Annotated in this window: 21 protein-coding genes; 7 read left to right on the plus strand and 14 right to left on the minus strand. The window is 69.7% G+C overall.

Features of this window, described 5'->3' with window-relative positions; genetic code table 11:
• Positions 1 to 7: 7 nt before the first annotated feature.
• Both ACIBG8_RS47625 and ACIBG8_RS47630 read left to right on the plus strand, forming a co-directional pair.
• On the plus strand, positions 8 to 1,879 hold the full coding sequence (locus tag ACIBG8_RS47625) for a fumarate reductase/succinate dehydrogenase flavoprotein subunit (RefSeq protein ID WP_397349943.1): 1,872 nt from the start codon (positions 8 to 10) through the stop codon (positions 1,877 to 1,879).
• On the plus strand, positions 1,876 to 2,628 hold the full coding sequence (locus tag ACIBG8_RS47630; RefSeq protein WP_397349944.1) for a succinate dehydrogenase/fumarate reductase iron-sulfur subunit: 753 nt from the start codon (positions 1,876 to 1,878) through the stop codon (positions 2,626 to 2,628). The genes ACIBG8_RS47625 and ACIBG8_RS47630 overlap by 4 nt, the downstream gene beginning before the upstream one ends.
• Before the next feature lie 210 nt (positions 2,629 to 2,838).
• Here the strand turns inward: ACIBG8_RS47630 and ACIBG8_RS47635 are convergent, their stop codons facing one another.
• The 3 genes from ACIBG8_RS47635 to ACIBG8_RS47645 form a co-directional block, all read right to left on the minus strand.
• Positions 2,839 to 3,981 carry a hypothetical protein gene (locus ACIBG8_RS47635; RefSeq protein ID WP_397349945.1) on the minus strand — a complete coding sequence of 381 codons (1,143 nt, stop codon included), beginning with the start codon at positions 3,979 to 3,981 and terminating at the stop codon, positions 2,839 to 2,841.
• Between the two features lie 75 nt (positions 3,982 to 4,056).
• Entirely contained in the window at positions 4,057 to 4,557 is a 501-nt protein-coding gene (locus ACIBG8_RS47640) for a hypothetical protein (RefSeq protein WP_397349946.1), read from the minus strand.
• A gap of 674 nt (positions 4,558 to 5,231) precedes the next feature.
• A complete protein-coding gene (locus ACIBG8_RS47645; RefSeq protein ID WP_397349947.1) occupies positions 5,232 to 5,408 on the minus strand; it encodes a hypothetical protein in 177 nt (58 codons plus the stop codon).
• 308 nt (positions 5,409 to 5,716) lie between these two features.
• Here ACIBG8_RS47645 and ACIBG8_RS47650 point away from each other — a divergent pair, with 308 nt between their 5' ends.
• On the plus strand, positions 5,717 to 6,016 hold the full coding sequence (locus tag ACIBG8_RS47650) for a hypothetical protein (protein WP_397349948.1): 300 nt from the start codon (positions 5,717 to 5,719) through the stop codon (positions 6,014 to 6,016).
• A 154-nt stretch (positions 6,017 to 6,170) separates the two neighbouring features.
• Here ACIBG8_RS47650 and ACIBG8_RS47655 read toward each other — a convergent pair whose 3' ends face one another.
• From ACIBG8_RS47655 to ACIBG8_RS47705, 11 genes are all read right to left on the minus strand, one after another.
• Positions 6,171 to 6,560, minus strand: a complete 390-nt coding sequence (locus ACIBG8_RS47655; protein WP_397349949.1) for a (deoxy)nucleoside triphosphate pyrophosphohydrolase — start codon at positions 6,558 to 6,560, stop codon at positions 6,171 to 6,173.
• A 709-nt stretch (positions 6,561 to 7,269) separates the two neighbouring features.
• Positions 7,270 to 8,346 carry an NlpC/P60 family protein gene (locus tag ACIBG8_RS47660; RefSeq protein WP_397349950.1) on the minus strand — a complete coding sequence of 359 codons (1,077 nt, stop codon included), beginning with the start codon at positions 8,344 to 8,346 and terminating at the stop codon, positions 7,270 to 7,272.
• Positions 8,347 to 8,360: 14 nt separating this feature from the next.
• Positions 8,361 to 9,008 (minus strand): hypothetical protein, encoded by a 648-nt coding sequence (locus ACIBG8_RS47665; RefSeq protein ID WP_397349951.1) that lies wholly within the window; start codon positions 9,006 to 9,008, stop codon positions 8,361 to 8,363.
• A 447-nt stretch (positions 9,009 to 9,455) separates the two neighbouring features.
• The gene (locus ACIBG8_RS47670) at positions 9,456 to 11,891 is read right to left on the minus strand and encodes a type IV secretion system protein (RefSeq protein ID WP_397349952.1); all 2,436 of its coding nucleotides are present in this window, start codon (positions 11,889 to 11,891) and stop codon (positions 9,456 to 9,458) included.
• Positions 11,888 to 14,362, minus strand: a complete 2,475-nt coding sequence (locus ACIBG8_RS47675; RefSeq protein WP_397349953.1) for an ATP-binding protein — start codon at positions 14,360 to 14,362, stop codon at positions 11,888 to 11,890. Before ACIBG8_RS47675 ends, ACIBG8_RS47670 begins: the two co-directional genes overlap by 4 nt.
• A complete protein-coding gene (locus ACIBG8_RS47680) occupies positions 14,363 to 16,693 on the minus strand; it encodes a TcpE family conjugal transfer membrane protein (RefSeq protein ID WP_397349954.1) in 2,331 nt (776 codons plus the stop codon). It abuts the gene before it with no gap.
• Between the two features lie 64 nt (positions 16,694 to 16,757).
• A complete protein-coding gene (locus ACIBG8_RS47685; RefSeq protein WP_397349955.1) occupies positions 16,758 to 17,042 on the minus strand; it encodes a hypothetical protein in 285 nt (94 codons plus the stop codon).
• Positions 17,043 to 17,087: 45 nt separating this feature from the next.
• Positions 17,088 to 17,837: a conjugal transfer protein gene (locus ACIBG8_RS47690; RefSeq protein WP_397349956.1), complete on the minus strand. Its 750-nt coding sequence runs from the start codon at positions 17,835 to 17,837 to the stop codon at positions 17,088 to 17,090.
• Positions 17,838 to 18,449: 612 nt separating this feature from the next.
• A complete protein-coding gene (locus ACIBG8_RS47695) occupies positions 18,450 to 18,752 on the minus strand; it encodes a hypothetical protein (protein ID WP_397349957.1) in 303 nt (100 codons plus the stop codon).
• 83 nt (positions 18,753 to 18,835) lie between these two features.
• On the minus strand, positions 18,836 to 19,912 hold the full coding sequence (ychF, locus tag ACIBG8_RS47700) for a redox-regulated ATPase YchF (RefSeq protein ID WP_397349958.1): 1,077 nt from the start codon (positions 19,910 to 19,912) through the stop codon (positions 18,836 to 18,838).
• 82 nt (positions 19,913 to 19,994) lie between these two features.
• Positions 19,995 to 20,741 carry a hypothetical protein gene (locus ACIBG8_RS47705; protein ID WP_397349959.1) on the minus strand — a complete coding sequence of 249 codons (747 nt, stop codon included), beginning with the start codon at positions 20,739 to 20,741 and terminating at the stop codon, positions 19,995 to 19,997.
• A gap of 86 nt (positions 20,742 to 20,827) precedes the next feature.
• On the opposite strand from ACIBG8_RS47705, the gene rmuC reads away from it, so the two are divergent.
• The 4 genes from rmuC to ACIBG8_RS47725 are packed head-to-tail and all read left to right on the plus strand — an operon-like array spanning position 20,828 to position 23,680.
• A complete protein-coding gene (gene rmuC, locus ACIBG8_RS47710) occupies positions 20,828 to 22,093 on the plus strand; it encodes a DNA recombination protein RmuC (RefSeq protein ID WP_397350465.1) in 1,266 nt (421 codons plus the stop codon).
• Positions 22,094 to 22,095: 2 nt separating this feature from the next.
• Positions 22,096 to 22,611 (plus strand): DUF6542 domain-containing protein, encoded by a 516-nt coding sequence (locus ACIBG8_RS47715; protein ID WP_397349960.1) that lies wholly within the window; start codon positions 22,096 to 22,098, stop codon positions 22,609 to 22,611.
• Positions 22,611 to 23,135, plus strand: coding sequence for a hypothetical protein (locus ACIBG8_RS47720; RefSeq protein WP_397349961.1), 525 nt, complete (start codon positions 22,611 to 22,613; stop codon positions 23,133 to 23,135). Before ACIBG8_RS47715 ends, ACIBG8_RS47720 begins: the two co-directional genes overlap by 1 nt.
• 38 nt (positions 23,136 to 23,173) lie before the next feature.
• On the plus strand, positions 23,174 to 23,680 hold the full coding sequence (locus ACIBG8_RS47725; protein WP_397349962.1) for a hypothetical protein: 507 nt from the start codon (positions 23,174 to 23,176) through the stop codon (positions 23,678 to 23,680).
• The last annotated feature ends 241 nt before the right edge of the window (positions 23,681 to 23,921 follow it).

Below are 23,921 nucleotides of genomic sequence, written 5' to 3' on the forward strand. Positions count from 1 at the left end.
TATTTCAGTGGAAATCGAACGTCACGACTACGACGTCGTTGTCATCGGAGCGGGCGGAGCGGGGCTAAGGGCGGCGATCGAGGCGCGCCAGCAGGGCAAGCGCACGGCGATCGTCTGCAAGTCCCTGTTCGGCAAGGCGCACACCGTCATGGCGGAGGGCGGCGCGGCGGCCGCCATGGGCAACGTCAACAGCGACGACAACTGGATGGTGCACTTCCGCGACACCATGCGCGGCGGCAAGTTCCTCAACAACTGGCGCATGGCCGAGCTGCACGCCAAGGAGGCCCCGGACCGGGTCTGGGAGCTGGAGGCGTGGGGCGCGCTGTTCGACCGCACCAAGGACGGCAAGATCTCCCAGCGCAACTTCGGCGGGCACGAGTACCCGCGGCTGGCGCACGTGGGTGACCGTACCGGGCTTGAGCTGATCCGCACGCTGCAGCAGCGCGTGGTCGCCCTGCAGCAGGAGGACTACGAGACGCACGGCGACCACGAGGCCTACATCAAGGTCTTCGCCGAGTGCACGGTCACCCGGCTGCTCAAGGACGGCGACCGGATCTCCGGTGCATTCGGCTACTGGCGCGAGACGGGGAACTTCATCCTGTTCGACGCGCCCGCGGTCGTGCTGGCCACCGGGGGCATCGGCAAGTCCTACGTGGTGACCTCCAACTCCTGGGAGTACACCGGTGACGGGCACGCGCTGGCCCTGCTGGCCGGGGCTTCGCTGATCAACATGGAGTTCATCCAGTTCCACCCGACCGGGATGGTCTGGCCGCCCTCGGTGCGCGGCATCCTCGTCACCGAGTCGGTCCGCGGTGACGGCGGCGTCCTGCGCAACTCGCTGGGCGAGCGGTTCATGTTCAACTACATCCCCGAGGTGTTCAAGGACAAGTACGCCACCAGCGAGGAGGAGGGCGACCGTTGGTACACCGACCAGGCCAACAACCGCCGTCCCCCGGAGCTGCTGCCGCGCGACGAGGTCGCCCGCGCGATCAACGCCGAGGTGAAGGCGGGGCGCGGATCGCCGCAGGGCGGCGTTTTCCTCGACGTGTCGACGCGACTGCCAGCAGCCGAGATCATCAAGCGGCTGCCGTCGATGCACCACCAGTTCAAGGAACTGGCCGACGTCGACATCACCACCGAGCCGATGCAGGTGGGCCCGACGTGCCACTACATCATGGGCGGCGTCGAGGTCGACGCCGACACGGGCGCGGCAGCCGTACCCGGGCTGTTCGCGGCCGGTGAGGTGTCCGGCGGCATGCACGGCTCCAACCGGCTGGGCGGCAACTCCCTGTCCGACCTGCTGGTCTTCGGCCGTCGCGCCGGAGCGGGCGCGGCTGCCTACCTGGACTCCCTTCCTGCCCGTCCCACCGTCTCGGCCGAGTCGATCGAGGAGGCTCACGCCGAGGCCCTCGCCCCGCTGGAGCGGACCGGCGAGAACCCGTACGAAGTGCACCACGAGCTGCAGCGCACGATGAACGAGCTCGTCGGCATCATCCGCAAGTCGGAAGAGGTCGCCGAAGCGCTGGAAGTGGTGGAGAAGCTCAAGGAGCGGGTGCAGATGGTCGGCGCGGCCGGCACGCGCATCTACAACCCAGGCTGGCACCTCGCGCTCGACCTGCGCAACATGCTGCTGGTGTCGGAGTGCGTGGCGCGCGCCGCGCTCCTTCGCGAGGAGAGCCGGGGCGGGCACACCCGCGACGACTTCCCGACCATGAACGCCGAATGGCGCCGCAAGCTCCTCGTCTGCTCCACCTCGCCCGACGGCTCGGCCATCACCGTGGAGGAGAAGCAGCAGGTGCCGATGCGCCAGGACCTCTTCGACCTGTTCGAGACGGGCGAGCTGAAGAAGTACCTCACCGAGGAAGAGATGGACAGATGAGTTACAAGGCGAAGTTCAAGGTCTGGCGCGGTGAGGGCGGCGAGGGCAAGCTCGAGGACTTCACCGTCGAGGTGAACGAGGGCGAGGTCGTCCTCGACATCATCCACAGGCTGCAGGCCACCCAGGCGCCCGACCTGGCCGTACGGTGGAACTGCAAGGCGGGCAAGTGCGGCTCGTGCTCGATGGAGATCAACGGCAAGCCTCGGCTGGGCTGTATGACGCGCATGTCGACATTCAACGAGGAAGAGACGATCACCGTCACGCCCATGCGGACGTTCCCGGTCATCAAGGACCTCGTGTGCGACGTGTCCTTCAACTACCAGAAGGCGCGCGAGATCCCGTCCTTCACGCCGCCCGCCGATGTGCGGCCGGGTGAGTACCGGATGAAGCAGGTCGACGTCGAGCGGTCGCAGGAGTTCCGCAAGTGCATCGAGTGCTTCATGTGCAACAACGTCTGCCACGTCATCCGCGACCACGAGGAGAACAAGCCCGCGTTCGCCGGGCCGCGGTTCCTCATGCGGATCGCTGAGCTGGACATGCATCCTTACGACGTGGTGGACCGCAAGGACGCCGCGCAGAAGGAGCACGGGCTGGGGATGTGCAACATCACCAAGTGCTGCACCGAGGTGTGTCCGGAGCACATCAAGATCACGGACAACGCGCTGATCCCGATGAAGGAGCGCGTGGTGGACCGTAAGTACGACCCGCTGGTGTGGCTGGGCAACAAGATCTTCCGCCGCCCGAGCTAGCCGTTCCTCCGCAGAAGCGCCGTCGTTCCGCGACGGCGCTTCTCGCGTCTATCGGGGAAGCGCTTTTCCGGGAAGCGCCTTTTCCTGGGAAGCGCCTGACGTTGCGTCGTTACGGCGAGCAGCCCGTGAGCCCTCACGACTGGCCATGACAGGCGGAAACCAGCGTCGGCGGGTGGCTGTCCGCTGGCTCCGCCGTACGAGAAGAAGGGGTTAAGGGTTTTTGCGCCAGATGGTGCGCTTGGTGGGGCGTGGGGCTTCGAGGGTGGGGTTCTGCGGCAGCGGGTGGACGACCGTCGGGCCCTCCTCCTGCCACGGCAGCTCGTCGCCCAGCTCGGCCGCGGACGCCGGGCTCAGCGGCGCCTCCACCGTCGGGTCGTACGGCGCGCCGGCCCCGTGCGGGAGCCCGTGCTCCTCCTCAGGCACCGGCGGCACCAGCGGCTCGAACGGGTCCCGGTAGGCGGGCTGCTCCGCCGACGACTCGAACTGGTCCGGCTCCAGCACCACGGGCTCCTGTGGCGTCTCGTAGACCGGCTCAGGCTGCTGATAGACCGGGGCGTACTGCACGGGCCCGCTCGGATACGTCTGGATCGGCACGAAGCTGATGATGGGCGCGTAAGCCGTACCCCCCGGATAACCGGGAGCAGCCATGGCCGCCGTCGCATACCCGGGCCCAGCAGGGTAGCCGGGCGGCATCGGAGCGGCCGCCTCGGGCTGCTGCGGGCCCGCCCTGCGCACCGCCGCCGCGTGGGCCAGCCTGCGCAGCCGTCCCTCGAAGATCAGCACCGCGAACAGCGCCAGCAGCACCAGGATCAGCGCCGGGATGCTCAGCTGCTTGGTCAGCGTCGACTGGTCGAACTCGTCCTGCGCCTTGTGCATCTCCAACTGCACCGGCTCGGTCTCCGAGGCCGTGGTGTCGGTGGTGGGCTGCGTCGTCGGGGTGTCGTTCACCGTCGGCAGCGCCACCTCGGGCTCCGGCGTCGTCGGCGCGGGAGTCGACACCGGCACGCTCGGCGCGGTGGAGATCGGCTGCGGGTTCTGGGTGATCGTGGGCGCCTGGGTGGGCGTCGGCGCATCCGTCTTGGTGGGGGTGGGTTTCGGGGTCTTCGTCTTCTTCGGCGTGGGCGTCACGGTGATCGTCGTGACCGCCTCGGTCGGCGAGATCGTCGGCAGGGTGGTGGTCACCGTGACCGTCGCCTCCGGCGGGTCACAGGTCTCGCCCGCGTCGCAGGGGTCGACGCCCGGGTCCGCCCACGCACTGGCCCCCAGCAGGGGTACGGCTGCCGCCACCGCGGTCCCGCTCAGCGCGAGCGACAGGAGCATGGCGGACACGGCCGTCACTCGCCTGGCTGCCACCTGTACCCTCCGTCGCAGTCCCGGAACCATGGTCAAGGGAATACTAGTCGGGTAAAAGTAACAGTAAAGTCCGAATTACGGCACAGCTTGCGACCTTCTCTGGATTCGCACCCTCTGAGCCTTGACCACACCCCACAGAGCGGCCAGGAGTACGGCGATGCCCATCCCGGCCAGCGGCAGGCCTCGCACGCCTGTGAGCATGTTCAGCGGTTCGTCCCTGACGCTCTTCCTGTTGGCGATCGCCAGCTGGCGTGGGAGTGGAGCGCCCATGGGCTGGGCGGACGGGGAGGGGGTGGCGGTGGAGGGGGCGGCTTGCGGGAGGCGCAGCTGGGGATCGTTCCACAGCCCTTGCACCTGCCCGGCCTCGGCCAGCCCGGCGGAGGGCGACGGGGTCGCGCCGACGGCCGGGTCGGCGGCGGGCTGCTCGCTGACGTCGCTCGCACCAAGGTCGGAGGGGAACCCTTCCGGCGGACCTTCCAGTTCCTGCTCCCCTCCCCCCTCTTCGAAGCCACCCATGTCCTGGCCACTCACATCCTGGCCACCCATGTCCTGCCCGGACGCGTCTTGACCCTGCACGTCTTGACCTTGCATGTCCTGACCTTGCGCGTCCTGCCCACCCGGGTCCTGCCCCCGCGTGTCCTGCCCACCCGGGTCTTGGCCTCGCGTGTCCTGCCCGCCCACGTCCTGGCCCCGCGTGTCCTGGTGCTGCGCTCCCTGACCCGGCGTGTCCTGACCCCGCGTGTCCTGATCCCGCGTGTCTTGGCGGCCATCGGAGCCCCCGACGTCGGAGCCACTCGCGTCAGGCCCGCCACTCTCCGGACCACCCACGGAAAGGCCACCATCCTCAGCCCCGCCCGGCTCCTGCGCGCCGCTCGCCACTTCCTGAGGCTCCTGCTCCACCCCGAACCCCACAGGCGGCTCAGGCGGACTCCCGGCCGAAGCCTCAGGCGCCCCCTCAGCAGGCACCCGCAACCCCTGAACAACCGTCCGAGCCCCGACCGGCGTGGTCTGCGCCTTGGTAACCGTCTGCTCCGCCTCACCAGCCACCCGCCGCACCTTGGCGACAGCAGCCAGCGTCACTTCCTCCACACCTTTGGGCACAGTGAGCCGAACATCCACCGTGTGCTCCCCGGACACCGCCCCCAGCGTGCAAACCTCCGCCCCCGCCGGCTCAGCCACCGTAGTGACCACCGAAGAAGGCCCCACCCCCGGCGCCAACGTCCCATCCGGCTCCGGCTCCGGCCCCACACTCACGCCACCAGCACCCGACACAACACCCGCGCCACCAGCACCCGGCACAACACCCGCGCCACCGACCGCAGCCCCGGCGGATCCCACGCCCACCCCATCCACGCCCGGCAGAGCGACCGCACCACCCGGCGCAGCGGCGACACCGCCAGCCACAACCCCAACAGACCCCACGCCACTCGTGCCGGGGGCTCCAAGCGCTGCCATCGCCACATCCCCAGCGGTAGCCGCCTGGCCTTCCCCTACGCTCCCCTGAGCCCCGGGGTTCGCACCCTCGCCCCGACCCACCGGACCCGCGACCTCCCCACGAACCGCCGGACCCGCACCCTCTCCCCGAGCCGCGGCCTCGCCGCGAACCGCCGGACCTGCACCCTCGCCCCGAGCCACCGGGCCTGCGGCCTCGCCGCGGATCGCGGGGCCTGCGGGTGCGCTGCCGAGGGCAGGGCTCTGGGCTCCTGAGGCCACAACGCCTGAGACGGTCGGCGGGATGCGGATCGGGGACCAGCCGACAGGCGACGGCTTCAGCACCGACGCGAAGAGGCTGGGCCGGGCGGAGGTCCAGGACACGCCGCTCAAAGGAGACGGTGAAGGTGTGGGCGTCGCCGTACCAGGTGGGGAGGCCGTGCAGGTGACCTCCGACAGCGCCTCAGCCGGGTTCGCGGCCACGGCGAGGCGGGCCTCGTCGGCCACCGCCTCCAGCCGTACCCGGAACCGCAGCACGTCCCCCGTGCGCGCCCACATGCTCGGGTCAGGGTCATCGATGCGATCGAATACCAACCCGACCTGAGCATCCTCGGCCACCGCTGACGTGGTCGAGGTGGTCGCCAGAATCAGCGCGCCGGCCCCCACGGCCGCCGCCATCCAACCAGCCACTGCGTCATCCCCCGATCGACGCACGACACATTACGCCTAGTATTCGTTATGTCACACAGAGCAGCGTCTTAACCCTCTTCGAGCAAATCCGCTACGGCACGCATGACCGGAAGATCCCCACCCAGCCACGCCACGTCGTAGTACTCCCCCGGCCCCAGCCACCTCAACGCCATGTGCTCCTTGGCATGCGGCACCCCGGAGACGATGGTGGCCATCCAGACCCGCAGCACATACCCGGGCGACAGCGGCCAGTCCCCACCGACCCGCGCGCCCACCTCGACCTCGACGCCGAGCTCTTCCTGACATTCCCTGACAAGCGCCTGCTGATCGCTCTCGCCCGGATCGACCTTGCCACCGGGAAACTCCCAGCCTCCGGCCAGGGACGGCGGTTCGGCGCGCTGGGCCGCCAGCACCCTGCCCTCGGACACGATCACCGCCGCGACCACAACAATGCTCATCAACCCTCCTCAACCCAGAACCACTATGCCCCGCCCACCCCAACCCACTTCCCCCACACCCCACCACCCAAGAGGCCAACCCACACACGCACCCCAACCACCCAGGGCGGCCTACTTGCCCCACACACGCACCCTCACCTCCCGGGGGCCACCCACACACGCGCCCTCACCCCGTGGGGAAGCCTGGCCACACGCGCCCTCACCTCGTGGGGAGGCCTGGCCACACGCGCCCTCACCCCGTGGGGAAGCCTGGCCACACGCGCCCTCACCTCGTGGGGAGGCCTGGCCACACGCACCTCACCACCCCGGGACCCGCCGCCTCCAAACGCACCTCACCTCCCCCCGCGGCCTGGCTACACACCCCGCCGCTCGCCCTTCTCCACAGTGGCGTCCCACCTCAGGCCGCGCCCCTGCCACCCGGCCGCTCCAGTGACCCCTCCCAGGAGACGCCGCCCCACTCGCCCGCTTCCCGCCACCGCGCCCTGAGCCACCCCCGCTCTACGGCACCCCGGCCCTGGGACCTCGAGCCACGCAAGGCGGCCCCAAGCCTCAGCCCGCCCATGGTGGGCGTTCTCACACCCTCCGCCCTGCGAGCCCTTCCTCTCCGGGCGGGTCGTCCGCCCTATGACCCTTGCCTCCGACGCCGCAGCACATCCACGCGATGCCCAGTCTCGCTGGCTGGGCCGTACGGTGGCCTGGACGGGGGTGGTCAAAGCGGTGAATTCTGCAACTTCTTCAGCTGCTCCACCACATCAGGGTTCTGCAACGGCCGCGTGAACCCCACGATCCCGTCCCGCACCAGGTAGCTGGTCACCTTGATCGGCCCGCACAACCGGCACCGCGCCTCCACCATCTTCCCCTTTTTCACCACCAACCCGACATGCCCGGGATTGTCCGGCCCCGTCCCCGGTCCCGCGTTGAAGAACACCAGGTCCCCCGGCTGCTCCGACCCCGCGGGCACCTTCACCCCGAACGGCCACTGCCCGAACGTCGTGCGCGGGATCGACAGCCCGGCACTCCGATAAGCCATGTAGATGATCCCCGAACAGTCATAAGCGTCCGGCCCCGTCCCACCCCAGAGGTACGGCTTGCCCCGCTGCGCCAGCGCGTACGCCAGAATCTTCCCCACCACATCGCTGGGCGCCGCCTCCACCAGCGGCTCGTCGCACGAGTCGTCCGCCTGCGGCGGCACCTTGACCTCGCCGTCCTTGGCGTATTTCTTCGCGATCGCCTCGACCTGATCCACGTACCACCACGCGCGGTTGTACACGAACAGCGCCTGGCGCACGTTCTCCGGCGCCCCGTTGCGCTTCAGCATCTTGGCCGCGCCGAGGATCGCGTCCGCCGGGTTGTAGACGTCGGCGATCCCGTCGTCGTCACCGTCGGACGCGTAGCCGTTGACCTTCTCCGTCATCGGGATCTGCGCCTTGCCGCCCCACGTGCTGATGAGGAACTGCATCGGCCCGGCGGCGCCCGCGTAGTTGGTCCCGCTCTGCACCCCGGCCATCGTGGAGCGCCCGTGGTCGCTCTCCCGCTTGCCGACCGCGGCCAGGATCGTCCACTGCACGCCGATCTTCTTGCCGTGCTTCTTGTACAGCTCCAGGTAGTTGGGCGGGATGTCGGAGGTGGCGTTGTCCGAGGCGTCCTGGACCTGCGTCGAGCCGTCCTCGCAGTCGGGCAGGTCGCCGCCGCCGAGGAAGGAGGGGATCGAGCTCATCAACATGGGGGACATGATCAACGCGATGAGGACGAACCCGGCGATACCGATCGCCAGGGCGATGCGCATGGGGGGAAATCGGTTCACCCTGCTGGGTCACCGTCCTGACCCTCTTTGGCGAGCTGCAGGTCGAAGACGCGCCAGTCCGACCCCATCTGGGTCAGCGTGACCGCGTACTCCTCCGCCTTCGTCGACGAGCCGCTCTTCGCGGTGATCTGCTGCGTACCGACGACGACGAAGACCACCGACGTCTTGTCGACCTGCCTGATCTCCTTCATCTTCGCCGTCGCCTTGGAGACGACCTGGTCGTCCCTGTTCTGCTGTACGGTGCCCGGCGACGTGATGGACCTGGTGAGGGCGTCGCCGAGATCGCCGGTGGTGAACACCTTGACCCGGGACGCGTAGGCGGCGGGATCCTCGTCGAAGCGGAACGTCCCGTAGGCGGCGGTGAACCGCTCGGCCAGGTCGGCAGCTGCGGCGAGCTGCTGCTTGGTCATGGGGAGGTAGGCGTAGACGTCGAAGGGCGCGGCGCTGGCGGTGGCCAGGGGCTTGCTCGGGCTGGGCGCCGCCGTCGCCGCCGGGGCCTCGCTCGTGGTACGGCTGGCCGGTGGTGGCGCCGTTGTCTGCTCACCGGAGCTGGGCTTCATCATCGTCAGGTAGATCCCGACCGCTGCCAGGATTATCACCACGACGGCGAAGACCACACCCCGCCTGTCACCCGCCTGCGCCATCACGCGTCCCCGCCGGAGTAGGGCCGACGCATCCCACGCCCGCCTGCACCATCACGATCCCCCACCTACAACGCCACCCACCGGAGGGTGACGGCACTCCCACATGCGCCGTGACGGATTCACGTTCGCGGCGGAGTGACCGCACGCGTACGCCCCGACGGACGCGCGCTCCGAACGAAGCACGCACACCCTGGCGGAGGCGCGTGTCAGACGCACCGTCCACATCCCGGCGTCCGCACCCTCCGGACGGAAGGTCTGCACACAGGCGCGCACCCTGGCGGATGCGCGCTCCGGACGGAAGGTCCGCACGTACGCGCGCACCCTGGCGGACGCGCACTCCGGGCGAGATGTCCGCACGCACGCGCCCACCCAGGCGGACGCGCGCTCCGGGCGCAAGGGCAGCGTGGAGTGGGCCTTGGCGCGGCTTCACGGCTGGGCGCGCCATCGCTAGTCCTTGTCGGAGTTGGGCTTGAGCCAGAACGGGACCGGGGGGTCGTCGCCGCCGCGGCCGTTGCCTGGGCGGCTGGGGAGCCACAGGGGTGGGGGTTCTGCGGAACGTGCCTGAGGGACGTCGGCGTTACGACTCCCACCGCCACCCGACCCACCCCGGCCACCGCCTCCGAACAGCCCGCCGCCCGACCCGCCCGAGCCTCGCGACCCACCGGAGTCACGAGATCCACCGGATCCACCACGCCCGCCGAAGATACCTCCACCCGATCCGCGGCCGCCGCCGCTGCTGCCACCGGAGCCGCCGCTGCCGCCGCCGAAGAGGCTGCCGCCGGAGCCGCGGGAGCCGCCCGAGCCGGAGCCACGCGAGCCACCAGAGCCAGAGCTTCGCGAGCCACCGGAGCCTGAGCTACGCGAGCCACTGGACCCGCCCGAGCCCGAGCCGCCAGAACCGCCCGGGGCCCAGCCGCCGCCTGAGCGGCCGCCGAACCAACCGCCGCCGCGCGTACCGCTGGCACCCACCCGGGGGCTGCCAGACGACCCACTGCGCGAACCACCAGAACCGCCGCGCGAGCCGCCAGATCCGCCCGAGCCACCAGACCCGCCGGATGCGGTGCGCGGGCCGCCCGAGCCGCTCAGCACGCCTGAGCCGGACGTCCCCGCCCCTGCCGCCCCCGCCGGACGGCTGCCGGAGCGGGTCGGGGCGGACCCGGTGCCGCTGAGGTTGAGTGGTGGTGCGGCGCCCGTCCGAGGAGAAGGCGCAGGCCGGCCACCAGGCTTACCCCCCTGCTGGTCGGTGTTGAGAGGCGCCGGCGTGACAGGTACCCGGGTGCCCGACGGCGTGCCAGGCGTGGCCCCGTCCTCCCCCCGAGCCAACCCCTGCGCCACCGTCGCAGCCGCCGCCCCAGCCCCACCCATCGCCGCAGCCTGCAGCAACGGCTCGGCCTTCCGCATACCCCAACGCCCGACCCGCGCCCCGGCCACTGGCGGCAACACGTTCGCCGCCCGCTCCAGCGTCGGCGAGCTGGCCGCGTCGCCCAGCATCCGGGTGGCCAGCGTGTGCCCGTTCATCGACGAGAACAGGTGCTGGAACGGTCGCCGGTAGAAGAACACCGCGATCGTCAGCAAAGCCATGAACAGGATCTGCATCCCCCACGGCATGGACGTCGAGATGATCAGCGCATAGCCGTAGATGAGCACGCCGAGCACGAGGGCCAGCACGGCCTGCCGCAGCAGCGTGCCGATGAGCATCTCCACCCACCGCATCGCGATGATCCGCCCGGTCCCCGGGTGCACGCCGATGAGCAGGAAGATCGGCCCCATGATCAGCAGCAGCAGGAACCCGACCTTGAGCACCAGCAGCGACACCGCCACCAGGAAGATCAGCACCCCGGCGACCATCGCGGCCATCAGCGCGCCGATCGCGACGCCCAGCCTGGTCGTCCAGTCCTTGCCCTGCACCAGGTAGTAGTGCGAGTCGCCCTTGAGCTTGTTGACCATCTCTTCGTACTTGGCCTGGTGGGCGCCGCTGTTGGGCACCTGGCCCGCCTGCTCGGCCACGCTGATCGACTGCGTCTCGAGCATGGGACGCCCGAAGTCCTGGACGATGTGCGCCTTGGGGTCGGCGGTGCCGAACTGCCCGACCAGCCACGGCTTGCAGACGAGCGTGGACCACAGCGCGTCGGCGTTCTGGTCGACGCCTGCCGTACCGACATGTCCGTAACCGCCGGGTTCGATGGCGCTGCCGTTCGGCCCTGGCAGGCAGGAGGCGCCGCCCGCGCCCGGCAGGCCGGAGAAGGCGGAGTTGACGATCTCGCCGGTCTTGTCGGTCACCACCTTGCCCAGGCCGGTGAAGTCGCCCGGCCTGCTGAAGAACCAGGTCGCCACGGTGACCGCGAGCACCATCCAGATGACGCCCTCGGCCGTGGTCGTGGCGCGCTTGCGCAGCAGGCCGTACCACGCGAGCCAGATCGCGCCGAGGATCACGATCGGCCGGAGATAGGGCCAGTACATGGCGTTGGACAGGTTGGTGACGATGTCGTCGACCACGTCCTTGATGGACTGCAGCGGACCCTCGGTCGCCGCCGCCTGGTACGTGGTGATCGTCAGCCGGTCGAGCGCCTTGGCCCAGGAGAAGATCGTGTTGGCCCACGCGTTGCCCAGCACGGCCGCGATGTCGTCGCAGCCGAGCTCGTTCGTGTGCCAGAACAGCCCGGCGTTGCCGAACTCGGCGTAGTTGGTCGTCGGCGAGCCCTGCTGCGGGTTGGGCGCGGCGAGCAGCCCGTCGACCCCGGCGCCGACGACCTCGGGGGCGAGGTCGGGCGACAGGTCACAGGGCGCGGCAGCCGCTGGTTGGAACGCCGTGGTCACGATGGGTACGGCGAGCAAGGCGACGATGAACACCAGGGCCAGCATCAGCCGCCTGCGAAGCCTCATGACCGCACCTCCTGCGCTCTGCCCACTCCCCCTTGATGATCATGCCCGTTCTCGCCGGGTTTGTCGTGCGTCGGGTTCGTGTCGAGCCACCGGAGCAGCTCCTCGGAGATCAGGTCTACTCCGATGCGCCCGGCCCTGCCATCGAGATCACGGAAAATGCATTCCCCGTTGCCCAGGGAGCGAAGAACGGCCCTGTGTTCTTCAGATCCGTCTACCCCCAGCAGGGCCATCACATGATCGACTTCGACCCGCTCGGTCGACCGGAAGGCGAACACCGACGACAGGCAGTTGGTCACCTGCTCGTTCAGCAGGTCGCCCGCGTTCTGTGAGACGAGCACCAGCGCGGTGTTGCGCGAGCGGCCCATCCTGCTCACCTCGGGCACCAGCTTGGCCCCCTCGGGCGTCGAGGTGATCGCCCACGCCTCGTCCAGGAAGATCGCCTTCGGCGCCCGCCGGTCGAGCCCGTTCATCAGCCTGCGGGCGAACTGTGACACCAGGTAGAGCAGCGCCACGGACAGCCGCTGCTCGTAGGAGTAGTCGTCGCGCCCGGTCGCCACGTCCGGCAGGGTCAGACCGCCGAGGGTGAACACGGTCGTCCAGCCCTCACTGTCGATCTGGTCGCCGCCCGACGGGTCGAAGCAGAGCGTGGCCAGGTGCATCTCCGACATCGAGCGCAGGACCGCGCCGAGGTTCTTGGAAGCGGCGTCCTCCGCCTGCTCCAGGAAGTCGACCACCTTGCCGAGCGACGGGTCTGGCGCGTTGGAGACCGCGGCGACCGCCTGGATCATCGCGGACTCGCGCTCCTCCGACATGCGCGGCAGCAGCAGCCGCAGGGTCTCGGTGGCCATCGTCTTCTTCGCCGCGATGTCGTCGCCGAAGGAGAACGGGTCGAGCAGGCCGGGAGCGGCCGAGCCCAGCGGGATGATGCGCGCCTTGCGGCCCCGCTTCTGCAGCAGCTGCACCAGCGACTCGGCGTCGCCCTTCGGGTCGATCACCGCCACGGTGACCCCGCGCAGCGCCATCTGGTAGATCATCAGCAGCGCCAGGGTCGTCTTGCCGCCGCCAGGCTCGCCGGTCACCGCGATGGCCGTCGGCCGGTTGCGGCTGGCGGCGACCAGCGGGTCGAAGTGGACGATGCTGCGCGCCCTGCCGACGGTCTCCCCGATGTACGGCCCGAGCCAGCCTGAAGCGCCGTCGTCGAGCCGGTCGCCCAGGTCGACGGTGGCCGTCGCCATGCCGCCCGCGATCGTGCGCAACGGCTGGCGCTGGGCGTAGGCGTTGACCCGCACCTTCTCGCCGGGCAGCGCCTCGCAGAACAGCGAGAACTGGTCGCCGGTGGAGTTGACGATGTCGATGCCCATGTCGCGGTAGTGCTCCACGACCGCCTCGACGCGCTGGACGCAGATCTCCTCCGTCGGCGCGGACACGATCAGGCGGTGCCAGCCGTACACGAAGGGCAGGCGTTCCTTGGTGATGCCGTGCTCCAGCATGCGCGCGGCGTCGATCTGCTCGGCCAGCGCGATCGGCGCCTCGGCGCCCGCCTCGCGGATGTGGATGTCCATGTCGCGGGCGTGCGCGAGCTTGCGCGCGACGTCCTTGGACGCCTTGACCGGCGGGATCAGCCGCATCCTGCTGGAAATCTCCACAGGGAAGGGCAGCTGGTCGGCGAAGTGCATCCACGGCTCGCCGTCAGGGAACGGCATCAGGTCGGGGAAGCGGGCGAACGACAGGTGCGCGACGTAGGAGTCGCCCTGCGGCTGCTCGATCCGCAGCAGCGACCTGCCGTTGTGGATCTGCCCCTCGACCAGCGACTCGATCTCGCCCCTGCCCCAGCGCCGCTTCGCGCTCGCCGACGGCGGCGGATCGCCGAGCGAGGCGGTCGCCGCATGCTGGAACAGCCAGGCGATCTCGGTGGAGGTGGCGTGCCTGGCGTAGAGGGCGCTGGAGGCCAGGGCCCTGCCGAGCCGTTCCGCCTGCTCGGCCCACTTGGTGATCTCGGACTCCGGCACGTGGTCGTCGTCGAGGCCGAGCGCCTTCTCGCTGCGCTGGTAGAAGCCGAACAGCTGGGACAGCACCCCGGCGCCGAGCTGGCGGCCGCGCGGGCCCAGCCGTACCCCGAGATAGACCTCCTTGGACCAGAAGTCCTTCGCCCAGACGTGCCGGTACATCTCCTCCAGGTAGTCACGCCAGCCAGGCCCCTCGTCCGAGGTGCCGTTGAGCGCCATCGCCCACTCGGCCGCCGGGTAGGTGCGGTGCGCCACGCGCAGGTGCACCTCGGCGTCCGGCATCCGGATCGCGGCCAGCGCGATCGTGACGTTGGTGGCCAGCGCCTCGCGCTCTTCCGGGGTGACGAACTCATAGCTGACCGTTGGAAGCCGGAAATATGCCCACGCGGAGGTGTCCGTGAGCAGGATGCGGTCGTCGAAGTATCTGACCGCAAGTCGGTTGTGTGCCCGAGAAGCCCTACTCACTTAGCGCTCACCGATTCTCGTGCCCGGGGGGTCACTCGCCAACTCCTCCTCGCTCGGCCGTACGGCTTGCGCCGCCGCGAAGCCCGCCACCACGACCCCGGCCAGGGCCAGGTAGGCCCTGCGCCCGGCGGCGCGCAACTGACCTGGATCCACGGGCTCGGCCGCGGCCAGTTCGTCCTCCCAGGGCACTCTCACGATCGCCCTGCACCTGCCGCGCGCCACGGCCTCCGCCTGCTCGACGTCGGCCATGCTGCGCCTGCTCACCCCGTTGACCACCATCACCGCACGCCTGCGCAGGTCAGCGCAGCCGTGCCCGTCGAGCCACTCGTACGTCATCGCCACAGCTTCGGAAGCATCCTCGCTCGCCGGGACGACGAGCACGAGCTGATCCGCGTACGGCAGAATCCGCGCCGCCAGAGCAGCGGCCGGGTCTATGACGGCGAGCTTGTAGTGCCTGTCGAGCAGGTGCATCGCCTGTCCCATGCGCTGCTCGGAGAAGAGGGATCGGTCGGCCAGGCGCTGCTCGGCGCCCGCCTCCGTGTCCGCGCCGATCACCTCCAGGCCGCTCGGGGTGCGCGTGGTATAGGCGCGCATCGTCAGGTAGCCGCTGACTCGGTCGAGCCCGGACAGCAGCGAGGTCAGCGTCTCGGGCGAGTCGGCCTTGATGCGGCTGGTCAGGGTGTGGCCGCCGGTGTTGGCGTCGACGGCGAGCACCCGGTCGTCGCGGTAGTGGGCGAGGGTGTGGCCGAGCATGAGCGCCGTCGTGCTCTGGCCCGCGCCGCCGGTGCAGCCCAGGACGACGATCCTCCGGCTGCCGCCGAACACCGCTCTGGCCCTGGCCTCGTCGATCTCGGAACCGTCGCCGCGCACGCTGCCACCGCCGACGACGACCTGCGCGATGCGGCGCCAGCCGCCGGAGTCACGTCCGACGACGGACTCCACCCTGCGCACCCTGCCGTCGCCCGGCCTGGGGACGGGGACGTCGGGGGTCTGGGTGTCGGGCAGCGGCGGGGGGACGGCGGGGGGACGGGCGGCCTTGACCGGGGGGCGCGGGAGGGGCTTGGCGGGTACGGCAGGCACACCCTTGGCGGGCTTCCCAGCGGGGCTGGCCTGGGTGGGCTTGGCGGGTACGGCGGTGCTGCCCTGGGTCGGGTCCTTCTGCGGCCAGATGTGCTGCTCGGGCTGCGGGGCCGGGGTGCCCTGGCGTGGCGGCTGTCCCCGGCGGTGCTGCACCCGGGCCTCGTCCACGGCAGGGGGCTCCACGGCCTCGAGGGTGGATGGCGCTGGGGTGGCCTCAGTGATGGCCGCGCCTGGCTCAGGGGTGAGCGTGGCCTCACTCGCGGGCGTCGCGGCAACGGGGGCCGCCTCAACAACCGCAGGCGTGGCTGGGGTCACCTCGATGGCAGCAGGCGTGGGCGTGGCCGCCTCACTGACCGTCGCCTCGATGGCCGCAGGCGTAGTGGTGGCCGGGGTCGTCTCGATGGCCGCGGGGGTTGCGGGGGCGGTCTGGGCGGTGGCGGCCAGCTTGCGCAGGCGGCGCAGGGCTTCTGTGTCGATGGGCTTTGCCGGCGTGGGCCCAGCCTGTACGGCGGGCGTCTCCACGGGCACATCCGCCGGGGCCACGGGCTCGACACGACGCTCGGGCTCGACCTGCAGCACAGGCTCGGCCTGCCGTACAGGCTCGGGCTGACGGACAGGCTCGGGCTGGCGGACGGTGGGGTTCGGGGGTGGGGTGGCAGCGCGGACGGGCTCCACCACGAGGTCCTGGGTTTTCACCTGTGGAAGGGCCGCAGTGCCCAAGGCAGGAGCGGCGCCTCGGCGGATCGGGGGTGTCTCGGCCACCGGGGCCTGCGCGGCCGCGGCCGCGGCCGCCGCCACAGCGGGTTGCACCGTGCGCACCCCAGGAGCAGCCTTGCGACCCCTCTTACGCTCCGCCGTACGCGACTTGACGCGCACCGTAGCAGGCGAGACCCGCCAAACCCGCCCAGAGAACGTGATCGTCTCAGGCTCGGCGACCGGCGCCATCCTGGCCCACGTGCGCGGCTCCCCCAGGTACCGCAGCTGCGACTCCATCAGCTCCGTCAGCCGCTTGTTCTCGATCACCGGACGCGTGGACAACCACGTCACGATCCCCGGCGGCACCAGGTAAAGGACGTGCCAGGGCATCGCGATCGGCACCCCGACCACGTAGAGCAGCAGCGACCACGGGGCGAGCACGCCGACGAACACGCCGATCCAGACGATGGGCAGCGGCATCGGCAGCCGTAGGTCGTACAGCTTGTAGAGCCGCTTCTCGATTCGCCAGATATTGGTATACGTAGGCAGGTCCACGCGGTCCTCCTCTCCACCCTCGCTCGCTCTCGTTCAATGACCGCCCAGGCCGGGTCTCAACCCCTCATTTGATGCCCAACGCTCCCGCGATCGCCTTCGCCGTCACCTCGATGACGTTGGGAACGTAGAAGATCACGCCGATCGCCACAGCCAGAATCAGAAATTGCACGAATCTCGTGATCTCCCGCGTGAAGAGGAAGAAGAGCGCGACCACGGAGACCACCACGAGGAAGAGCGGGGCGAAGAAGGCGCGCAGGAAGTCGGCGAGGCCCGCCGTGTTGACCCCGGTGGGGTTGGGTGAGGGCGTGGCCAGCTCTATCAGGTGAAGCACTACGGTCTTAAGGATCACTTCTCGTCCTCCCGGGGGGTACCGATCAGCAGCGCGGTCGTACGTCTATCCAACGGCCCGACCGGCTCCGCGGATGTCAACGACGAACCATCTGGCGCCCTGCTTCTCGACGGTGATGCGGTAGGCCTGCTCCAGGCGGCCGTCGACCGCCTTGGCGTCCGCACCCGTTGGCTGGGCCGAAGGCACCGCGCCCGAGGGCACGCCCCACACCACCACGGCCTGGATCTCTCTGGTGGAACCCCCCACGGGAACCACGAGCTTCTTGAGCTCGACGAAGCTGAACGCCCCGCCGAAGCCCGGCACGCTCTTGCCGTCGGCGACGTAGAGCCTCAGCGCGTTCGTGTCGCCCTCGCCGTACGCCTTGAGGAACCCTTCGAGCTGCGTGCGCAGCTCGGCCGCCACGGCGTCGTCGGTCTCCGGCGCGACCACCTGCGGCGCGTCGGCCGGCGCGGGAGCGGGCAGCAGCGCGGGACGCCCTGAGACCACGAACTTCCCGTCCTTGGTGTAGACCGGCACGGACAGCAGCAGCCTGCGCCCGCTCGACTGGAACGCCACGGTGACGACGGCGTTCTGCTGGTCGACGATCTCGATGTCGTACGGCACGATCGCCGCTGCGCCCATGGTGCCGTAACCGTCCCAGCCGAACTGGTCGTCGGCGTCCTCGGGCAGGTAGGGCGCCAGTTTGGCGGCCCTGTTCTGCGCGTTGGCCGCGTCGAAACTCAGATAGACCCCGGCGAACTGCGCGGCGAATGCCGACGCGCGCGCCGACGGGAATCCCTCACCGGCCGGTGTCACGCCATTGGGCGTTGGATCGGCGGACTGGGTAAATCGCTCGAAAGGTGCACGAATCCCATTAAAAAGGATGACGACGATAAGTGCCCAGAGAATGGCGCGGCCCGTCCAGACGAGCCACCGGCCGCCCCCGCCCGACCAGCGACCGCGGCGCGGCCTGCGCGCGGGCGGCTGGTCGAAGTCAGGCGAATCCGGGTACGCCGAAAGCTCGGGGTCGCCAGCGATCCGAGGACCTTGCTGGACGGTGGACCTTCGAGCCATCACGCCTCCGCTCGCGCCGTCCCCCCGGCTGGCGCGGTGTCGTCCTAGTCGATCGCTGTCACCCGTGGTGAAGGTGCTACCTTACCGGTCCCTGCAATTGTTCCAGGAAAGCCACGCCCATGCTGCAGGCATCGCCGTGCGGGGGCAAACCGAGTCTGCATGACGCCATGGAATGACAGAAGGCGTCCGCTTCGTTGCGAATTGGTATTTGGCCTGGCCAGACGGTTGGAACGTTACCCTGCGGCCAGGGATTGGTGTCCAAAGAGCGCAGGGACTGTCCCGAGCTGCGCATTTGGTATAAGACACCTCAGGCCGCACACCCCTCAGGGGCATGCGGCCTGGTGAACGGCAACGTCAGGCGGGCTCCGGCCCGTCCACGGCGTGCAGTCTGCGCCGGGAGTTGAGATCGACCACGCTCGGCGGGCTCACGTGGTCAAGGCGGCCACGGAGGTCGGCGAGCATCGACGCGGGCGTGCGCCGCCCGAGCCTCCTGAGGACTTCCTCGCGCTCGTCCACTTTTCTGCGGAGATAGTCTTCCCTGTCCACTCGCAGGCCGTACATGAGCTCGACCCTGAGCAGGGCGAGCTCCTCCTCGAGGCTGATGCCGACGAGCGTGGGTACGGCTGGACGCCGCTTGCGAAGTATCCGACTGATCATGGTGCCCTCCCGATTCAGCGTGAGCGCCGTGATGATTCGACGCGCGGGAGGCGAAAGTGGTTGACGCGGCAGTTGTCCCGGTATCAGACGTTGAATCGGAACTCGACCACGTCGCCGTCGCGCATGACGTAGTCCTTGCCCTCGATCCTGGCCTTGCCTGCGGACCTGGCGCTGGCGATCGAACCGGCCTCGACCAGGTCGGCGAACGAGACGACCTCGGCCTTGATGAAGCCGCGCTGGAAGTCGGTGTGGATCACGCCGGCCGCCTCGGGGGCGGTGGCGCCCTTGCGGATCGTCCAGGCCCTGGTCTCCTTGGGACCCGCCGTCAGGTAGGTCTGCAGGCCGAGCGTCTCGAACCCGACGCGGGCCAGCTGGGCCAGCCCGGACTCCTCCTGACCGACGGACTGCAGCAGCTCCAGCGCCTCCTCGTCGGAGAGCTCGACCAGCTCGGACTCGATCTTGGCGTCGAGGAAGACCGCCTCGGCCGGGGCGACCAGCTCGGAGAGCTGGGCCCGCAGCGCGGTGTCGGTGAGCTCGTCGGCGTCGAGGTTGAAGGCGTAGAGGAACGGCTTGGCCGTCAGCAGGTGCAGCTCGCGCAGCTCGGAGCGGTCGAGACCGCTCTCGAAGATGGTCTTGCCGGTCTCCAGGACCTTGGCCGCCGCCTCAGCCGCTTCCAGCGCGGCCTTCTTGTCCTTGTTCGTCCGCGCCTCCTTCTGCAGGCGCGGGATGGCCTTCTCCACCGTCTGCAGGTCGGCGTAGATCAGCTCGGTGTTGATCGTCTCGATGTCGCGCTTGGGCGAGATGTCGCCGTCCACGTGGGTCACGTCGGGGTCGTTGAACACCCGGATGACCTGGCAGATCGCGTCGGTGTCGCGGATGTTGGCGAGGAACTGGTTGCCCCTGCCCTGCCCCTCGGAGGCGCCGCGCACGAGGCCGGCGATGTCGACGAACTCGACCTTCGCCGGGAGGATCTTGGCGGAGCCGAAGATCTCGGCGAGCGTCGCCAGGCGGTCGTCGGGAACGCCCACGATGCCCACGTTGGGCTCGATGGTGGCGAACGGGTAGTTCGCCGCCAGGGCGTTGCCCGTCTTGGTCAGCGCGTTGAAAAGCGTGGACTTGCCGACGTTGGGCAGGCCGACGATGCCGATGGAGAGACTCATGCGCCCGACTCCGTCGGGCGCATGAGTCTAAGACTGCTGTGTTTACTGGTTCGCTCGCTTCGCTCCCTCACGTATAGCGAGTTTAGTGCTCTAGCAGACGTAGACAGGTCACTGGACGGAACGCCCCGGACGCCTTGAGGTAACGGTTGGCACTCTTAGGGCACATGGCAGGACTTTTCCCGAAGGACGTCACCCGCGCCCATGCCCGATGAGACCGGCAGTCAACTCGTGAAATTTCCGATTTGGGGACCACCTCGTCGCGCAGCCTCGCCACGCACGAACCCCGCGCAAGCACCTGGCCACCCTCCCCCAGGCACGCCACCCCGCTGGAAACCTTCAGCACGTCGAGGGTGCCTCCGGGGCAGGTCGCCGGGGATCTGACGACCGCGACGGCTCTGCCGTACCAGCCTGGGGTCGCGCAGGAGCGCTCGCGGCCGTCCAGGGCGAGGCAGTCGCCCGCCCTGAGCACCCCGCCGCCCCTGCCGGGGTCCCCGGGGTGCGGGTCGAGGTCGTTGCGTGTGCAGGCCGTACGGCCCGAGCTGATGCGTACGACGTCGTCGGTGTCGTCGGGGCAGCCGCCCAGCCCCGGCGGGTCGGCGGCGATGGCGGTGACCTCGGCGTCGCCGCCGTTGCACGCGACCAGCTCGACCCGCGCGCCCGCCTGGCGCACGCAGGCGCCAGGCGCCCAGAGCAGCGTCTTGCGGGAGACGGGCACGGACGGCGGCGCGGTGACCCGTCCAGCTATGACCGTTCCGGCCGCCGCGATCGCGACGATGGCCACCGCCACGGTCACGACGAGCGACAGCAGCATCCTCGATCCCGTAGCCATAGCGATACTCTCGGTGACAGAGATGTAGCGCACAAGCGGAATGGCCCAGGCGTGTCGGGAAGACCCACGCAGAATGCCCTGCAATCATCGATGGAGTGGATGTCGTCTCGCTTCTCATCGGCCTGGCTGCCGGAGTGGCCATCGGGTTCCTCCTGGCAAGAACGCGGTCGGCGGTGCGGGTGGCCGAGGCCGACGCGCGCGCCAAATCCGCCGAGGACAAGCTCGTCTACGTCGAACAACAGCTGGCGGAACGGTTCCAGGCCCTGTCCACCCGGGCGCTCGACGTCAACAACATCCGCTTCCTGGAGCTCGCCGAGACCCGCCTGGCCGCCAGCCGCGCCGAGGCCACCGGCGACCTCGACCAGCGCAAGCAGGCCGTGGAACACCTGGTGGAGCCGCTGCGCGACGCGCTGGCCAGGGTGGAGGCCCAGCTGCGCGACACCGAGTCCGGCCAGCGCGCCGCCCGCGCCGAGCTCGCCAAGCAGATGGAGTTCGTCCGCCAGAGCAACAACGAGCTGCGCACCCAGACCACCTCGCTGGTGCGCGCGCTGCAGCGGCCGGAGGCCCGCGGCAGGTGGGGCGAGCTGCAGCTGCGCCGGGTGGCGGAGATCGCCGGGATGCAGCGCTTCTGCGACTTCGACGAGCAGGTGGTCGAGGGGGCGATGCGGCCCGACATGGTGATCAGGCTGGCCGGGGGCAAGAACATCATCGTCGACTCCAAGGTGTCGCTCGCCGCGTACCTGGAGGCGGCGGAGGCGGGCGACGAGACGCTGGCGACCGTACGGCTCGACGCCCACGCCAGGCACGTGCGCCAGCACGTCGACCAGCTCGCCGCCAAGGCCTACTGGCAGGGGTTCAGCCCCACGCCGGAGTTCGTGGTGCTGTTCATCCCCGGCGAGGCGTTCCTGGCGCCCGCGCTGGAGCGGGACCCGTCGCTGCTGGAGTACGCGATGACCAAACGGGTGCACATCGCCACGCCGACCACGCTCATCACGATGCTCCGCACCGCGCACTACGCCTGGCAGCAGGCCGCGCTGAGCGAGAACGCGCGCGCCGTCTTCGAGCTGGGCAAGGAGCTCTACGAGCGGCTCTCGTCGCTCGGGCGCAACGTCGAGTCGCTGGGCAAGTCGCTGTCGCGCGCGGTCGAGTCGTACAACAAGACGGTCGGGTCGCTGGAGACCCGCGTCCTGGTGACGGCGCGCAAACTACACGATCTCGGTGTGGTCGACGGCGAACTGGACGCGCCGGAGATGCTCGAAGGGCTGCCCAGGCCGCTCGCCTCCCCTGAACTGCTGGAAACCTCGTCTCTGATTTCCCATGTGAACGGTAAGTTGGCGAGCGGGGGTGGATGAACATGAGCGGAAAGACCCGGCGGTCGGCGATCAAGCTGACCTCCCGCGGCGCGATCGCGCTCGCCTTGCTGTCCGCCCTGGCGGGATACGTCCTGTCCGCCATGTTCGGGATGCCTTTGCTGGTCGGTGCGGCCTTCCTGGCGGGGAGCCTGACCGGGGTGCTCCTGGTCAACCAGCGGGAGCTGCTGTCGCTGGTGGTGACGCCGCCGCTGGTGTTCTTCGCTGCCACGTTCGTGGTCCAGTTCGGCTCCGCGCTGACGGCGCGGTCGTTCCTGCAGTCGCTGGCCGTCGGGCTCTACACGGCGCTGTCGGCCGGGGCGCCCTGGCTGTTCGCCGGGTCGGCGCTGGTGCTGGCGGTGGCCTGGCGGCGCGGGCTGCGGGAGAACGTCCGGGAGTTGCGCGAGGAGCTGCGCATCGGCGCGCCGGACATCCCCAAGCCGCGGACCAGCTCGTTCGCGCCTGAGCCCGAGGGCTATTTCGAGCCACGGCTGTACGGCACGCCCCGGGTCGAGGACTGATGCACTTATCCAGGCGGCTGGCGGACGAGATGGTCGTCTGCTGCTTCGTGGTGCTGGTGGTCACCGGGGCGTTCCTGGCGTTCTTCTACCGGGCGGGTGGCACGCCCGTGGTGTACGGCGGGCCGTTCGCGCCGCTGCTCGGCATCGAGATGAGCCAGGCGTACGCGTCGACCATGCGGATCAGCTTCGAGGTGCGCGGCGGGCTGCTCATCCGGCACCTGCACGCGTGGTCGGCACTGCTGCTCGGTGCGGGCGTGCTGCTGCGCGCGGCCCTCACCTGGCGCTGGGCCCTGCTGCTCGTCTTGGTAGGAACCGGGCTCCTCACCGGCTGGCGCCTGACCGACGGCGATGACGCGGGCTGGTGGTACGGCGGGCACCTGGTGGTGGCGGTCGGAGTCCTGGGCCTGTTGCTGCCCGGCGTACGGCCCGGCCTGCGCCTGATCGCGGGGCTGGGGATCGGCCTGGTGGTGCTGGCCCTGTATTTCCCCCTCAACCAGATCTGGCTGTACGGCCCGGCTCGCTGAGCGGCTCTGGGGCGTAGTGGTGGAACACAATGGTCGCCATGGACGAGAACATTAGGGACGAAGCGTGGTGGAAGCGACAATCCGCCGCGCATGGGGAGTGGTGGAAGAAGCGGGCGGCGGGGCAGCAGGAGGAGTCCCTGCGCCAGAACAACATGATGTACGGCGGCTTGATCGGCATCGGAGTCGTGCTGGTGCAGCCGTTCCTCACGCCCGGGACCGCTCCCCTCGACCTTTCCGCCCAGATCTGCGTGGTCGCGTTTGCGTTGGCCATCCCGCTGTTGTCTGCTCTGTTGTTGTTGAACCGGCACGAGACGTATCGGCGGCGCGCGACGAGCTCGGCTGTCGTGATGGTGGCGCAGCAGGGGGCGCTGGCGTTGGGGTTCGTGGGGGTGGTGGCGGGGTTCTGGCACATCATGACGATCGCCGGGATCGCGATCCTGGTTGGCGCGGCGGTGGGGCTGGGGGTGCATGGGGCGGGTTATGTGCGCGTGGAGGAGGAAGACGCCCAGGCCACGCCGGGCGCGGAACAACCACCTGAGATGTAGACCCCGCTGATGTCCATGCCGAGCTCAAGCCAGGTATGGCGGCGCAGGACCCCTGTCAGAGTGGGCGGAGCACGCAACCCACCTCGTGTCCCTCGCCCCGTGCAGTGGGCGGGACATCCGGGCTCGGCCTGGGAAGCGCGCACGGGTGGGTGGGGGTCCGGGGGCTCGGGAGGCTCTGCCCCCAAAGAAGGGAAGCTCGGGGCTAATCAGCACGCTCTTGCGCAGGCCCATTGCGTGCGCC

It is taken from the genome of Nonomuraea sp. NPDC050556, from assembly GCF_044457355.1.
Lineage (GTDB): Bacteria > Actinomycetota > Actinomycetes > Streptosporangiales > Streptosporangiaceae > Nonomuraea.

What these genes read in the sequence shown, in the direction of transcription:
- ACIBG8_RS47720 (WP_397349961.1), top strand. Translation starts at nt 22,611, where the DNA reads ATGCACTTATCCAGGCGGCTGGCGGACGAGATGGTCGTCTGCTGCTTC.
- ACIBG8_RS47695 (WP_397349957.1), bottom strand. Translation starts at nt 18,752, where the DNA reads ATGATCAGTCGGATACTTCGCAAGCGGCGTCCAGCCGTACCCACGCTC.
- ACIBG8_RS47715 (WP_397349960.1), top strand. Translation starts at nt 22,096, where the DNA reads ATGAGCGGAAAGACCCGGCGGTCGGCGATCAAGCTGACCTCCCGCGGC.
- ACIBG8_RS47665 (WP_397349951.1), bottom strand. Translation starts at nt 9,008, where the DNA reads ATGGCGCAGGCGGGTGACAGGCGGGGTGTGGTCTTCGCCGTCGTGGTG.
- ACIBG8_RS47650 (WP_397349948.1), top strand. Translation starts at nt 5,717, where the DNA reads ATGCGGATCGGGGACCAGCCGACAGGCGACGGCTTCAGCACCGACGCG.
- ACIBG8_RS47630 (WP_397349944.1), top strand. Translation starts at nt 1,876, where the DNA reads ATGAGTTACAAGGCGAAGTTCAAGGTCTGGCGCGGTGAGGGCGGCGAG.
- ACIBG8_RS47660 (WP_397349950.1), bottom strand. Translation starts at nt 8,346, where the DNA reads ATGCGCATCGCCCTGGCGATCGGTATCGCCGGGTTCGTCCTCATCGCG.
- ACIBG8_RS47705 (WP_397349959.1), bottom strand. Translation starts at nt 20,741, where the DNA reads ATGGCTACGGGATCGAGGATGCTGCTGTCGCTCGTCGTGACCGTGGCG.
- ychF (WP_397349958.1), bottom strand. Translation starts at nt 19,912, where the DNA reads ATGAGTCTCTCCATCGGCATCGTCGGCCTGCCCAACGTCGGCAAGTCC.
- ACIBG8_RS47655 (WP_397349949.1), bottom strand. Translation starts at nt 6,560, where the DNA reads ATGAGCATTGTTGTGGTCGCGGCGGTGATCGTGTCCGAGGGCAGGGTG.
- ACIBG8_RS47670 (WP_397349952.1), bottom strand. Translation starts at nt 11,891, where the DNA reads ATGAGGCTTCGCAGGCGGCTGATGCTGGCCCTGGTGTTCATCGTCGCC.
- ACIBG8_RS47725 (WP_397349962.1), top strand. Translation starts at nt 23,174, where the DNA reads ATGGACGAGAACATTAGGGACGAAGCGTGGTGGAAGCGACAATCCGCC.